Below are 12,950 nucleotides of genomic sequence, written 5' to 3'. Positions count from 1 at the left end.
GATCAGTCGTGCGCGGCGGGCGCCTCTTCGGCCAGCGGCAGCCGGACCACGAAGCGGGCGCCGCCGCCGCTGCGCTGCTGGGCGACGATCTCTCCGCCGTGCGCGGCGACGATCGTCCGGCAGATCGACAGTCCCACGCCCATGCCGTCCTCCCGCGTGGAATAGAACTCGTCGAAGAGGCGCTCGATATCGGCCTGCGCCAGGCCGCAGCCGGTGTCTTCCACGGCGAGTACGGCCTTGCCGTCGGCGATGTCCAGCGCGATCGAGAGGATGCGCGGCCCCGACGTGCCTTCCATGGCCTGCATCGCGTTGCTGACCAGGTTGGCCACCACTTGCCGTAGCGGCAGACAGCCGCCGGTCACAGGCGTAACGGCCTCGCGCATCCGCAGCTCGGTACGGATGGCCCGCTCGCGCAATTCGTGCTCCACGTCCGCCAGCGTGTCGCGCACCACCTGGCCCAGGCACAGGCGCTCGCGCGGAAGCGGGATGCCGGCCGCGGCCGCGCGGAACCACGCCACGATATCGGCCGCGCGCTGGCCGTCCGCCACCATCCTGCCGATGGCGTGGATGGCGCCTTCCGTATCCGGCGGCTCTCGCTGCAGCAGGCGCAGCGCGGTGTTGCCGCGCGTCATGATGGCCATGATGGGCTGCACGATGTCGTGCATGGCGCCCGCGGCGAGCTCGGGCATGCCGGCCCTGGCGTAGGTGGGCGAGTCGGCCGGAGGCGCGCCGCTGGCGGCGCTGGCGTTGTTCGATGGTGCGGAGGAGGACATGGGCCGCGATCTTAGTCAGCCGGCATGCCAGCCGTAAATGACAGAGAACCCGGGATTCCTGCCAGGCCAGGGCATGCCGCGCAACGATCCGCGGGGCCCGCCGCCATTGGTGCGCGAGGGGAAACGGTGCTGTCACCGGTGCGTTATTGATCGCGGCCGGCCCGGTCCCTAGACTGGGCCTGATCGATCCAACGGCCTCGAAGCCCGCGGACAGGCGGTGCGGCCCGCCACGCGACGCCGTCGCTGTTCCCTTGCGGCGAGGAGACGACCCGATGAACGGAGCCTGTCGTGAATGCATTGCCCACTCCCGGGCCCCAAGAGCAGGGGCCCTCGGACTCGCTTGTCTACATCGTCGACGACGATCCCAGCCTGAACGACGCATTGCGGGAACTGCTGCAATCCGTCGGCATCGCCTCGCGCGGCTTCCTGTGCGCGCGCGATTTCCTGCGCCAGGAGCCGGTTGACGCCCCGAGCTGCCTGGTGCTCGATGTGCGGCTGCGCGGTACCAGCGGGCTCGAGCTGCAGGCGCAGCTCGCGCGGTTGCGGCCCGATCTGCCGGTGGTCGTCATGACCGCGCACGGCGATGTCGGGATGACCGTGCGCGCCATGAAGGCCGGTGCCCGCGACTTTCTCGCCAAGCCGGTGCGCGAGCAGGATTTCCTCGATGCGGTCGGCGAGGCGCTGGAGGCCGACCGCCGCCAGCGCGAGAGGCGCCGCCTTGCCGCTGCCTTGCACGCCCGCTTCGCGACGTTGAGCGTCCGCGAGCGCGAGGTCATGCTGTTCGCGGTCCAGGGCCTGATGAACAAGCAGATCGCCGACCGCCTGGGCCTGAGCATCGTCACGGTCAAGATCCATCGCAGCAACGCCATGCGCAAGATGGCGGCGCGCACGTTCGCGGACCTGGTGCGGATGGCGCACGAGCTGGAGGGCGGCGCACACGCGGGCGGAATGCGCGCCCCGTTGCGAAGCGCGCCGGCGCCGCTGGCGGCGACGGCGTACTGAGGTGGCGGTGTGGGAGCGGGGTGCGGCAACAAGGGGAAGGGCGGCGCGGCCGGCGTCCCGCGCCGCGTCCGGCCGTTACGCCCGGGCCCGCGCCTTGCGATGGATGTCGTGGGTGACGAACGGCGCGTCCGGCGACGGCAACGAGAGCCATTCGGGATGCCGCAGCGTTTCGCCGATATCCTCCAGCCCGCTGGCCCAGTGCTCGCGCATCGTCAGCGGTCCGAACAGGTAGTCCTTTGCGTGTCCCTCGAAGGACTTGTCGCGGTAGATCAACTGGATGACATTGCGGCGCGCGTCGCAGGCGTGCGCGGCCGCCTGCCGGAACGCCTCGTCGCCGCGGCGGGCGGGGGGCACCAGGCCCAGCACTTTGCCGAGCATGCGCCGCAGGTTCTGCTGCTCCCGCATGTAGTCGGTGATGGCGCGCGTGCGGCTCGAATACTGGACGTCCTTGGTGCGGTTCGCCACGTCCAGCAGGTTGTCCGGCAGGGTTCCCTCGGCGCTCCACAGATCCACCTGGAAGATCAGCGCGTCGCGCCGCGGCCTGGCCGCGAGCACGGCCGCCAGCGGGGTGTTCGAGACCAGGCCGCCATCCCAGTAGAACTCGCCGTCGATCTCGACCGCCGGAAAGCCCGGCGGCAGCGCGCCCGAGGCCATGAAGTGCTCGGCCCGCAGCGTCTGCTCGGTATTGTCGAAATACACGAAGTTGCCCGTGCGCACATTGACGGCCCCCACCGAGACGCGCATGTGCTCGTGATGGTTGACCCGGTCGAAATCGACGAAGCGCTCCAGCGTCGATTTCAGCGGACTGGTGTCGTAGTAGCTGGCCGCGGCCGCGCCGGTGCTGCGCGCATAGGGCGCGGGCCACGGGCGCGGATGGAAGAAGCCGCGCTGGCCTTCGAGCAGCGCGCGGCTGGCCTCGATGCCGTCGAACCAGACGCGCATCGGATCGGGCCAGTGGCGCGCGCTGTCGGCGAGCATGTCGTAGGGCAGCAGCGCCGGCGCCCACGGCTGCCGGCAGATGAACTGCCAGAACGCGCGCAACTGTTCGACGCGCCGCTCGGGGGGATTGCCGGCGATCACGGCGGCGTTCAACGCGCCGATGGAAATGCCGGCCACCCAGTTCGGCGCGATATCGGCCGCCGCCAGGCCTTCGTAGACGCCGGCCTGGTAGGCGCCCAGCGCGCCGCCGCCCTGCAGCACCAGCGCGCGCACGGCGTAGTGCTCGTGGACGTGGCGGGCGGTCGCGGTGCGGCGGCCAACGCCGTCGCCGCCCGGTGGCTGGCCGGTGCATTCCGCCAGCGACGGGGACGGGACCGGGATTCGTTCTCCTGCTTTCGCCATCTTGACTCCTGTCTCTGGGCGCGCGCCGGCTGCGGTGTACAGGCCGGCGGCGCGCGCCTTCGCTCATTGCATGTACCAGCCGTGGCTGACCACGAACGACTGTCCCGTCAGCGCGGCCGAGGGATAGGCGCACAGGAACAGCGCGGTCTGGGCGACATCGTCCATGGTGGTGAAGACGCCGTCGACCGTGCCGCCCAGCATCACGCGGCGCACGACCTCTTCCTCGCTGATGCCCAGTTCCCGGGCCTGCTCGGGAATCTGCCTGTCCACCAGCGGGGTGCGCACGAAGCCCGGGCAGATCACGTGCGAGCGCACGTTGCGCGGGCCGCCTTCCTTGGCCACCACGCGCGCCAGTCCGAGCAGCGCGTGCTTGGCGGCGACATAGGCGCACTTGAGCGGCGAGGCCTCGTGCGAATGCACCGAGCCCATGTAGATGACCGTGCCGCCGCGGTTGTCGCGGTACATGTGGCGCAGCGCGGCGCGGGTCGTCAGGAAGGCGCCGTCCAGATGGATGGCCTGCATGCGCTTCCAGTCGGCGTAGCTGTAGGCCTCGATCGGGTTGATGATCTGGATGCCCGCGTTGGACACCAGGATGTCCACGCCGCCCAGCGTGCGGGCGACTTCGTCGGTGCCCTCGTCGACGGCGCGCTCGTCGGTGACGTCCATCGCGAGCGCCATGGCGCGGCCTCCGCCCGATTCGATCGCGTCGGCCACGGCCCGCGCCGCGTCCAGGTTGAGGTCGGCAATCGCTACCGCCGCGCCCTCGCGCGCCAGTTGTTCTGCGATGGCCCGGCCGATGCCGCTGGCGGCGCCGGTCACGATGGCGGTTTTTCCCTGAAGCTTCATGTTGGTCTCCTGAATGGCGATGAGGGTGGCAATGAGGTTGGCAATGAGGATGGCGAAGGCGCGGCCTTACGCCAGGTAGTCGTGGACGACCTCGCCCAGGCCCAGCGTGAGGTCGGCGATGTAGTGGCGCGCGCCGGTCACCTCCAGCACGGGCAGCGAGGCCACCGGTGCGAGCGCGTGCGGGAACAGCGACAGCGCGGCGGGGCCGGACCATGCGCCTTTCATCCGCACTTCCCTGAGGTAGTAGCGCACCAGCTCGCACACGCGCGGCGAGCCGTCGACGTGCGGCAGGATCTTGAGCAGGTAGTTCGGCGTGGTCGCGAGCACGTGGCCGAGCGCCTCCTTGTCGAGCTCGCGATGCTTGTAGCCCATGGTGCCGGTCGCGACGCGGACGGGGCCGTAGTCCAGCGTGCCCAGCAACGTGTCGGTATTGACCGCGAGACGCGGGGTCGCCAGCTTCTTCGGAAAGCCCCACAGTTCGCGCCCCGCGGCGAGCGGGGGATGGTCGTCGAGGAACATGGCGTGGGTGTAGTTGCCCGGCTCGCCGTCGAACATCACGGGAATGACCTGCCCGGACTCGGTGTAGTCGCCGAAGCCGGTGGAGTCGGGCATGCGGATGAACTCGTAGTGCACCAGCGGTTCCTCGATCTCCAGCGGCTCAGGCACGACGGCACGCAGCAGCGCGGGATCGGTACGGTAGGTGATCACGAAGAACTCCCGATCGATGAAGCGGTACGGTCCCATCGGATAGGCGGGACTGCACATCGGGTTGGCGAAAGCGCGGTCGCGGATGGTGGAAATGTCCATGGTGTTTGCGGTCCTCCAGAGCACGGAAGCCCGGCCTTCGGCGCAGGAGGCGCGCCGGCCGAGGCGATGCGCCGCATTGTGGAAGCGCCGGCCGCAGCCGGCCATCGGACCTGGGTATCAGGGCCGGCATGCAAGCGCGCGAGCCGTTGCCGGGCCGGCGATGGCGGGGAACGGGAGCCACGCGGCGCGCGGCGCTGCGGCGCGGGCAATCATGCTCGGGGAGGATGCCCTCGTGCCGGTGGAGGGCTGACAGCACAGCGGGCGCTGTGTAGGGTGAGAGTCGCTTTCGGGTTCCCGAAGCGGCAAGCCATCGAACCATGACAGACCTTTCACACGGCACGGCGCCGGTAGTCGCCGCGCCCCTTCCCCCCGATACCTCGCCGGTGCTCCGTGCGCTGCTGCACGCGCTGCCCCCGGTCGCCGAATCGCAGCGTCTGGCCGATGCCCTGCAGATCTTCGCGCGTCACGAGGCGGCCTCGGCCATCGCGGTACTGTCGGCCGGCAGGCCCACCGGCCTGATCTGCCGGCGCATGATCGCCGACGTGGTGATGCTGCCGTGCTACCGCGAGTCGATACGGCGGGAGCTGTGCGCCTGCTTCGTCTCCGTGGCGCCCCTTACCGTGGCCCACGACGCGGAGCTGCCCGAGCTGGCGAGCCTGCTGGCGTCGCGCCCCGCGCACGAGCCGCACGACCCGCTGGTGGTCACATATGGCGACCGCTACGTCGGCGTGGTCGAGCGGCAGGCCCTGGCGCGCCGGGTTGCCCGGCTGTGGCATCCGGCGCCGCGAGAAGGCAGGGAGCGGGCGGCGGATCCCGGGCACTGTCCCTGCGGCTGGCTCGCGCGGGCACTCGGCGTGGCCCCGGTGCAGGGCGGTTGCCAGCATCCGGATCGTGACCCGGGCTGACGCAAGCCGTTTTCGTGACCCCCATGTCCTCCGTACTGCCTCCCCCGGCTTGCCCCTTGCCCCCCGACGCGTCCGTCGTGGTGTTCGTCGCCTATCCCGGCATGGGGCTGCTCGACTACAGCGGTCCGCTGTCGGTGTTCTGGGCCGCATCGCGCTACGCCCGCGAGCGCGGCCAGCCGGGGTACGCCTGCCATGCGGCCAGTATCGGCGGAGGACCGGTGGCGACGGCCGAGGGCGTGGCGATACATACCGCCGCGCTGCGCGAGTTCGAGCCGGTGCCGTTGCATACGGTGATCGTGCCGGGCGGCCCGGAGATCGTCGATGCCGTCGCCGCGTCGCCCGCGCTGGTGCGGTGGCTGCGTCTCGCCGCCCCGCGCGCGCGGCGCATGGCCTCCGTCTGCACGGGCGCATTCCTGCTGGCCGAAGCGGGATTGCTCGAAGGAAAACGGGCCGCGACGCACTGGGCCATGCAGGACGCGTTCCGGTCGCGCTTCGGCGCCGTCACGCTGGACGAGCAGGCGGTCTACGTGCGGCAGGGCAGCATCTGGACCTCGGCGGGCGTGACGACCGGCATCGACCTGGCACTGGCGCTGGTGGAGGCGGACTGCGGCGCCGACATCGCGCGCCTCGTTGCCCGCGAGCTCGCGGTGTTCTTGCGGCGCCCGGGCGGCCAGCCGCAGATCAGCACGATGCTGCTGGCGCAGGAAGGTGCCAGGCCCGCGTTCGATGCGCTGCATCTGTGGATTGCGGACAATATCGGCCGGGAGAGGCTGGCGGTGGAAGACCTCGCCGCGCAGGTCGGCATGAGTCCGCGCAATTTCGCCCGCGTCTACAGGCAGCGGCAGGGCCGCACGCCGGCCAAGGCGGTGGAGGCGTTTCGCGTGGAAGCGGCGCGACGGCTGCTGGAGACGAGCGACCGGACCATCGACCAGATCGCCCGCGATTGCGGCTTCGGCACCGAGGACCGCATGCGGCAGTCCTTCCAGCGGCAGGTGGGCGTGTCGCCGTCGCGCTATCGCGCGCAGCGCACGGCGTAGCGGACCAAGCGCTACGACCCGCCCACCAGCGGCGTTGCCTTGCCGATGCCGAGCAGTTCCGAGGCGCCGAGCCAGAGCAGCTGGATGCCGATGCAGAAGATGATGAAGGCGAACAGGCGCATCGCGACCTGCGTGCCGACCACGCCGAGCAGGCGCTGCAGCGTGCCGGCGAAGCGCACGCAGACGTAGAGGCTGGCCGCCAGCAGGACCAGTGCGACCGCCACACCGATCAGGTGCGTCACGGCCGGACCGCCGCGCGGCGTGCCGGAGCCGATGGCGATGGCCACTGCGATGGCACCGGGGCCCACGGTCAGCGGCAGAGTCAGCGGATAGAACGCGCGGCTTGCCAGCGCCGCGGCGCGTACCGCCCGGTCCATCGGCTCGGCTTCGCGCTGCGCGTTGGTGTCGCCGGGCGACTCCAGCAGGCGCCAGCCGGCGGCGGCGATGATGATGCCGCCCGCGACTCGCAGCACCGGGATCGAGATGCCGAAGAACGCCAGCACATAGGCGCCTACCGACAGCGCGGCCAGCAGCAGCACGAGGCTGTTGATGGCGATGCGCGAGGCGAGCGCGGCGCGCTCCGCCGTGCTCAGGTTCGGCATCATGCCCAGCACGATCAGGCCCACGGCGGGCGGATTCAGGAGGGGGAACAGCGCGGCAACAATGAGCAGGGTCGTCTTCGTGCTTTCGTGGAGCATGGCGTCCGTCGGTGGGGCGGCGGGGAAGGGAAGCGCAGGGCGCGCGCTGCGGGCATGCGGCCGGCACGCGCCGGATGCAGGGCCCCTCAGCGGTGTAGGGTAGGGCCGCCGGTCGGGATTGGCAATGCGCGGCGGCGGCCCGGCTCAGCGCCGCTCGGGCGCCGGCGGCGAATAGGGCAGCACTTCGGCGTCGCGCATCGCATAGCCGGCGTCCCCCATCATCGTTTCCGCGCGCTCCACGCGCAGCGTGCCGGCGATCCACACGGTGTCCATCGTCCGGATGCTGTCATGCGGCGCCTTCGCGACGACGTGCACCACCTGGTTCAGCGGGGGCGGCGGCACGTGGATGCAGGCGCCGAAGTACGGCACCAGCAGGAATTCCTGGATGCGCTCGCCTTCGCCCGCCAGCGACACGACGAAGCCGGGCAGGCGGACCTGCTGGCCGTCCATCTCCGTGCGCAGCGGGGCCTCCTTCCAGTATTCGCGCGCCTTGTGCAGCGCGGACTGCGCCCGCGGGTCCTCGTCCGCGAGCTGGTCGAGCTTCAGGCCCTTGAGAGGCGCGAGCGGGTCCCAGCCCGGCGGGATCAGCGCCTCCCACGTGATCTCGCGGAAGGCGGCCGTCGCCGGCGCGGCCGGTGCGGAGGCCGGTGCAATGCGCTCGCCCACCTGGTAGGCGGCGGGCTTCCCGTCGCCACCGTCCTGCCTGCCGGCCCACTGCACATACGCGAGGTAGGCTCCGATGGCGGGTACCGCGGCGAGCAGGTACAACAGCTTCAGCTTCATTGGCCCATCCTTTCGCTAGTTCGGGAACAGCCCGTCCGACACGCTCATCCGGTACGCGCGCCAGCCCGGCAGCAGGCCCGCGCAGAAGCCGGTGAGAACCACGGCGCCCAGCAGCGCCCATTCGCGCAGCGTGGGCCATGCCAGGGGCAGGGCGACGCCCAGCTCGGCTTCGAGCCACGGCCGCATCAGCACGGAAAGCACGGACAGCAGCGCGACGCCGAGTGCGGCGCCCGCACACACCACCACGAAGCCTTCCAGCGCCAGCATGGCCATCAGGTGGCGGGGGCTGGCACCGGCCGCGCGCAGCAGCGCGAGTTCGCGGCGGCGCGCGTCGAGCGCGCCCAGCACCGTCGATACCAGTCCTGCGAGACCGACGAACACGACCAGCCCCGACATCAGCAGCATGGCGCGTTCGGCATGGCCGATCACGCTCCACAGTTCGTCCAGCGCGACGCCGGGCAGCACCGCGGTCAGCGCCTCGTCCCGGTCGGACGCGATCTCGCGCTGCACGGAAAACACATGCGAGCGCAGCTTCAGGCCGACCAGCACCGCGCTCACGCTGGTCGGCGTCAGGTCGAACTTGCGTACCAGTTCCGGCGGAATGGCCAGACCCGGCATCGGCGCGCCGCCCTCCCAGTCCAGATGGATCGCCTGCATCGCCGGCAGGCCGATATGGACGGTGCGGTCCACCGGCGTGCCGGTGGGCGCGAGCACGCCCACCACGGTGAAGGGCTTGTCGGCATGCGCCGGCGATGTCGTCTGCCCGCCGCCATGACTGAGCACGATGCGGTCGCCCACGCGGTAGTCCAGCGCCCGCGCCACCTCGGCGCCCAGCACGGCGTCGAACAGGGCGTCGAAGCGCCGGCCGGTGGCCAGCGCGAGCGGCTTGCCGCTGCCGTAGCGATAGTGGTCGAAATAGGCTGCGCTGGTCGCCAGCACCGGGAAGCCGCGGTGGGAATCGCCGAGCGACAGCGGCACCGTCCACGCCACCGAGGGATGGGCGGCCAGGCGCTGCACGCTGGACCAGCTGACGTTGTGCGTCGGTACGCCGAGCCGGAAGATGGCGGAGAGCACGAGCTGCACGGGACTGGAACGCGCGCCCACCACGAGGTCCGTGCCGGCAATGGACTGTGCGAAGCCCACCCTGACCTGCTGGCGCACGCGCTCGATGCCCAGCAGCAGCGCGGTGGACAACGCGATGGCGATCAGCATGAGCACGAGCGACGAGCGCCGGTTCCATGCGCTGCGGGCGGCGAGCATCGGGATCACCATGCGGGCGTCTCCGGTACGTCGGCCGCGCCCGCGGGCGCGAGGTCCAGGCGGCGGTCGAAGCGCTGTGCCAGCGCCTCGTCATGGCTGACGAACACGAGCGCCGCGCCGGCCGCGCGGCATTCTTCCTGCAACAGGCTCATGAACACGGTCCGCAGGCGGGCGTCCAGCGCGGACGTCGGCTCGTCCGCGAGCACGACCGCCGGACGGCCGATCAGCGCCCGCGCCGCGGCGACGCGCTGCTGCTGGCCGACGGACAGCCGCGGCACGGGCCGGTTCCACAGCGCGCGGGGCAGTTCCAGCCGTTCCAGCAAGACATGCGCGGCCTGCCCGGGCGTGCGGCCAAGCTCGCGCAGCCGCTCCCGCCGGTACCGCGAGAAGCGGCAGGGCAGCAGCACGTTGTCGACGATGGACAGATAGGGCAGCAGATTGAACTGCTGGAAGATCACGCCGATATGGTCCGCGCGGAAGCGGTCGCGTGCGCTGCCGCCCAGCGAAGACAGCGCCGTGCCCAGGACATCGACGCGCCCGCTGCGCGGCGTGACGACGCCGGCCAGCAGCGACAGCAGCGTGCTCTTGCCGCTGCCGCTCGGCCCCGCCACGAACAGTTGCTCGCCGGCTACCAGCCGCAGCCGGGGAATGGCGAGCAGGGGAGAATCCTTGTGCCAGGAGAACACCACGTCGGACAGCGCGATCACGGCGGCGGACGGCATCTGCATCGGAACGGGCCGCCGCACTACCAGGAGATCCGTCGCTTGTCCGCCGACAGGCGGGCGCCACGCTGGGCCTGCGGGGTCGCCACCTGTACCTGCACGGAACGCACCGAGCCAAAGGCATCGAACAGTCGAACGTCCAGCCACCGCACGCCCTCCGGCTTGGCGCAGTCGAACACATAGTCGGCGCGGACATCGCCATGATGGGCGGACTTGCCGCCCATGGTCCGGGCGGCATCGAGATCGACGCGAGCCGAGCGCAGCCGGCACTTTGCCTCCGACGGCACGGAGAACAGGGCTTCCGGCTCCCCGAGGCGGGCGCGCGCCGCCTCGACTCTGCCCCGTTCCTGCGCGGTCCTGGGGGTGCGCTCGAAACCGACCACATCCTCAAGCGGCAGCACCAGTTGCACGGTCATGCCACCGCCCTCCACGGACAGGTCGAGCGAGCCGGCGCCGTGCCGGTGCGCATGTTGCGCCGCCGCGCCGCCGGTGGCGAGCAGCCATGCAAGCGTGGCAACGGCGCGCGTCGCGCGCGCCGGGCCATGTGGTTGGATCTTCGCCATATCCGTCTTTGATGCAACAAAGTTGCAATTATGCGGATGGCACCGGAGCGCGTCAAACCGCGCGGGCAGCATCCGTAGCGCGCCGGTCAAGCCGGCGCATGCCTCACCGGGTGCCGCGCGCCCCCGCCGCGAACGCCCGCCATTCGCGGAACACGGCATCGAGGCACGCGGCGGAATCGCAGCGGTCCCGGTTCCTGCGGAACGCCGCGATGTCGGCCTCGCCGATCGCGCCGGCCTTCAGCAGGCGCTGCTGGTCGGCCTCGATGCGCCGATGGCCCATGGAGAACAGCGCCGATTCGCAGATCAGTCGGTGCGCCGGCGTGGAGGAAGCGGCGGTCGCCGACGGGTCGCAGTCGATGTCCGAAGCATGGGCCGTGCCGAGCTGCACGAGCGTTGCCGCGACGAGGCAGCGGCGCGCGAAACGGGGAAAACGCATGGTGATGGGTCGTGGGAGCGTGGCCTGCGGGCGTCGTTCGCATGTTCCGGCGGGGCGCCCATTCTATCCGCCCGGCGCACCGGCGCTGCTGCGGTGCGCCAACGGCTGCGGTCCCCATGACCCCGTCCGCAGCGTGGAATAGCGCCCATTCACGCGCATGTGGTATCCAGACGCCTACGGGAAACGGGGCACCCGTGCCGTCCATCGCGCCCCGCAGACACATTCGTTCGCAGAGGAGACATGCCATGTCCTATATCGATGGATTCGTTCTCGCCGTGCCCGTTGCCAACCGCGACAAATACCGCGAGGTCGCCCGGACCGCCGCCGAAGTGTTCAAGGCGCACGGTGCCCAGCAGGTCGTCGAGGCCTGGGGCGACGACGTTCCAGAAGGCAAGGTCACGTCGTTCACGATGGCCGTGCAGCGCAAGGACGACGAGGCGGTGGTGTTCTCGTGGATCCAGTGGCCGTCGCGGGAGGCGCGCGACGCGGGCATGAAGGCGTCGATGGCCGATCCGCGCCTGAACATGGATATGGAGAACATGCCGTTCGACGCCAAGCGCATGATCTTCGGCGGCTTCGAGGCGCTGGTGGAAGCGTAGGCCGCGCGGGCGCCGGTGCCGCCCGTTGTCTTCAGCGCGGCACCGGCTGGTAGAAGTTGGCCGCGGTCCAGTCGGACAGTTCGCGCAGCAGCAGCGCCAGGTCCTGATAGAGCAGCTTTACCGTGGCCTCCAGCTGGTCGAGCATGGCGTCGCGCGCCTCCAGATCGTCGATGGTGTACTCGCCGCCGCTGCCGAAGATCAGCGCCGCCCGCTGCTGCTCCTCGTCGGAGCCGCTGGGCCCCAGGCGCTCGCCCGCTTTCCACTGCTCGATCAGGCGCTGCCGCAGCAGCGTACCGCTCTGGTGATCCTCGACCTCGTTGAGAAAGCGCCAGACCGAGGGCGGGAACATTTCCGAAGAAGGCTTGCCGGCCCACAGGTCCGCCATCAGGTTGCGGTCGTGCCGCAATGCGCCGCGCGGGGCGTGCGACAGCGTGGCGAAGCCTGTGCCGGCCTGCGCGGTACCGCCCACCACATTGACCACGTTCGCCGCCGCGGCGTCGGGGTTGGCCAGCGCGATGCCGCCGGACAGGATGGCGGTGGCGGCCCCGAGCACCAGGCCCGCCACCGTCAGGCTGCGCAGGCGCTGCTCCTCCGCCTTCCTGAGCTGGTCGCGCAATTGCGCGCTGCGCTCGTTCTCGCAGTCGATCTCGCCCGTCACGCTCGCCACGTCCAGCATCGTGAGCATGATCCGCTCCATCAGCACCTGTCGTGCCAGCAGCATCTGCTCGGCGGACAGGCCGCGTTCGCGGCCGGTGACGATCACCGCCAGTTCGGGCAGCACGCCGATGGCCCGGCTGGTGTCGACGGCCGTCCTGGAGAACGGATGGGATGCCGGCATGGCGGGCAACTGTGCATCGCGCGCAGCCGGCACGAGCGTGCCGCGCAGCGTGGTGGCATGCTGCGCGCGGACGCAGGTGCCCTCGGCGGCGGCGCTGGCCGCGGGCGGCGCCGCATCGCTCCTGACCGGCGCACGCGCGCAGCCGTGCAGCACTGCCGCGAGGCAGAGCAGCGCTGTGAGGCCGGTGGCGGAAGATCGGTTCATGGACGCGTGAAGGCCGGCGACGGCAGGAACGAAGGGCAGGCCGCCCCGGCCCTGGCACGCAGGTGCCGCGGACGGCTTCCGCGCCGACTGTACCGCAGTTTCACCGCTGCGCGACAGTGCGGCGGCGCCTTGCGCG

15 protein-coding genes are annotated in these 12,950 nt (G+C 70.9%); 4 read left to right on the top strand and 11 right to left on the bottom strand.

Going from position 1 to position 12,950, the window contains the following annotated elements:
• Positions 1-2: 2 nt before the first annotated feature.
• Positions 3-773 carry a sensor histidine kinase gene (locus LDO27_RS02785; RefSeq protein ID WP_224039494.1) on the bottom strand — a complete coding sequence of 257 codons (771 nt, stop codon included), beginning with the start codon at positions 771-773 and terminating at the stop codon, positions 3-5.
• A gap of 288 nt (positions 774-1,061) precedes the next feature.
• Between LDO27_RS02785 and LDO27_RS02780 the strand changes: the two genes are divergently transcribed.
• Positions 1,062-1,775 carry a response regulator transcription factor gene (locus LDO27_RS02780; protein WP_224039493.1) on the top strand — a complete coding sequence of 238 codons (714 nt, stop codon included), beginning with the start codon at positions 1,062-1,064 and terminating at the stop codon, positions 1,773-1,775.
• Positions 1,776-1,850: 75 nt separating this feature from the next.
• On the opposite strand, the gene LDO27_RS02775 is transcribed toward LDO27_RS02780, so the two are convergent.
• The 3 genes from LDO27_RS02775 to LDO27_RS02765 all read right to left on the bottom strand — a co-directional run bounded on the left by LDO27_RS02775 (position 1,851) and on the right by LDO27_RS02765 (position 4,769).
• A complete protein-coding gene (locus LDO27_RS02775) occupies positions 1,851-3,116 on the bottom strand; it encodes a DUF3734 domain-containing protein (protein ID WP_224039492.1) in 1,266 nt (421 codons plus the stop codon).
• Between the two features lie 63 nt (positions 3,117-3,179).
• On the bottom strand, positions 3,180-3,962 hold the full coding sequence (locus LDO27_RS02770; protein WP_222206204.1) for a 3-hydroxybutyrate dehydrogenase: 783 nt from the start codon (positions 3,960-3,962) through the stop codon (positions 3,180-3,182).
• Positions 3,963-4,028: 66 nt separating this feature from the next.
• Positions 4,029-4,769, bottom strand: a complete 741-nt coding sequence (locus tag LDO27_RS02765) for an acetoacetate decarboxylase (protein ID WP_222206202.1) — start codon at positions 4,767-4,769, stop codon at positions 4,029-4,031.
• A gap of 317 nt (positions 4,770-5,086) precedes the next feature.
• Between LDO27_RS02765 and LDO27_RS02760 the strand changes: the two genes are divergently transcribed.
• Both LDO27_RS02760 and LDO27_RS02755 read left to right on the top strand, forming a co-directional pair.
• Positions 5,087-5,674 carry a CBS domain-containing protein gene (locus tag LDO27_RS02760; RefSeq protein WP_224039491.1) on the top strand — a complete coding sequence of 196 codons (588 nt, stop codon included), beginning with the start codon at positions 5,087-5,089 and terminating at the stop codon, positions 5,672-5,674.
• Between the two features lie 23 nt (positions 5,675-5,697).
• On the top strand, positions 5,698-6,711 hold the full coding sequence (locus LDO27_RS02755; protein WP_224039490.1) for a GlxA family transcriptional regulator: 1,014 nt from the start codon (positions 5,698-5,700) through the stop codon (positions 6,709-6,711).
• 11 nt (positions 6,712-6,722) lie between these two features.
• On the opposite strand, the gene LDO27_RS02750 is transcribed toward LDO27_RS02755, so the two are convergent.
• From LDO27_RS02750 to LDO27_RS02725, 6 genes are all read right to left on the bottom strand, one after another.
• Entirely contained in the window at positions 6,723-7,409 is a 687-nt protein-coding gene (locus LDO27_RS02750; protein WP_224039489.1) for a MarC family protein, read from the bottom strand.
• A 144-nt stretch (positions 7,410-7,553) separates the two neighbouring features.
• Positions 7,554-8,192, bottom strand: a complete 639-nt coding sequence (locus LDO27_RS02745; RefSeq protein ID WP_224039487.1) for a DUF3299 domain-containing protein — start codon at positions 8,190-8,192, stop codon at positions 7,554-7,556.
• Between the two features lie 15 nt (positions 8,193-8,207).
• A complete protein-coding gene (locus LDO27_RS02740; protein WP_224039485.1) occupies positions 8,208-9,464 on the bottom strand; it encodes an ABC transporter permease in 1,257 nt (418 codons plus the stop codon).
• On the bottom strand, positions 9,458-10,180 hold the full coding sequence (locus LDO27_RS02735) for an ABC transporter ATP-binding protein (RefSeq protein WP_377747325.1): 723 nt from the start codon (positions 10,178-10,180) through the stop codon (positions 9,458-9,460). The genes LDO27_RS02740 and LDO27_RS02735 overlap by 7 nt, the downstream gene beginning before the upstream one ends.
• Before the next feature lie 17 nt (positions 10,181-10,197).
• The gene (locus tag LDO27_RS02730; protein WP_224039483.1) at positions 10,198-10,827 is read right to left on the bottom strand and encodes a DUF2796 domain-containing protein; all 630 of its coding nucleotides are present in this window, start codon (positions 10,825-10,827) and stop codon (positions 10,198-10,200) included.
• Positions 10,828-10,840: 13 nt separating this feature from the next.
• Positions 10,841-11,173, bottom strand: a complete 333-nt coding sequence (locus LDO27_RS02725) for a hypothetical protein (RefSeq protein WP_224039481.1) — start codon at positions 11,171-11,173, stop codon at positions 10,841-10,843.
• Positions 11,174-11,418: 245 nt separating this feature from the next.
• Between LDO27_RS02725 and LDO27_RS02720 the strand changes: the two genes are divergently transcribed.
• A complete protein-coding gene (locus LDO27_RS02720) occupies positions 11,419-11,772 on the top strand; it encodes a DUF1428 domain-containing protein (RefSeq protein WP_222206179.1) in 354 nt (117 codons plus the stop codon).
• Positions 11,773-11,803: 31 nt separating this feature from the next.
• Here LDO27_RS02720 and LDO27_RS02715 read toward each other — a convergent pair whose 3' ends face one another.
• Complete coding sequence (locus tag LDO27_RS02715; RefSeq protein ID WP_222206178.1) at positions 11,804-12,814, bottom strand: hypothetical protein; 1,011 nt, start codon at positions 12,812-12,814, stop codon at positions 11,804-11,806.
• Positions 12,815-12,950 lie beyond the last annotated feature (136 nt).

It is taken from the genome of Cupriavidus respiraculi, assembly GCF_914271545.1.
Classification (GTDB): domain Bacteria; phylum Pseudomonadota; class Gammaproteobacteria; order Burkholderiales; family Burkholderiaceae; genus Cupriavidus; species Cupriavidus respiraculi.
The sequence above is the reverse complement of the archived record's forward strand: the minus strand, read 5'-3'. Positions and strand labels throughout refer to the sequence as shown.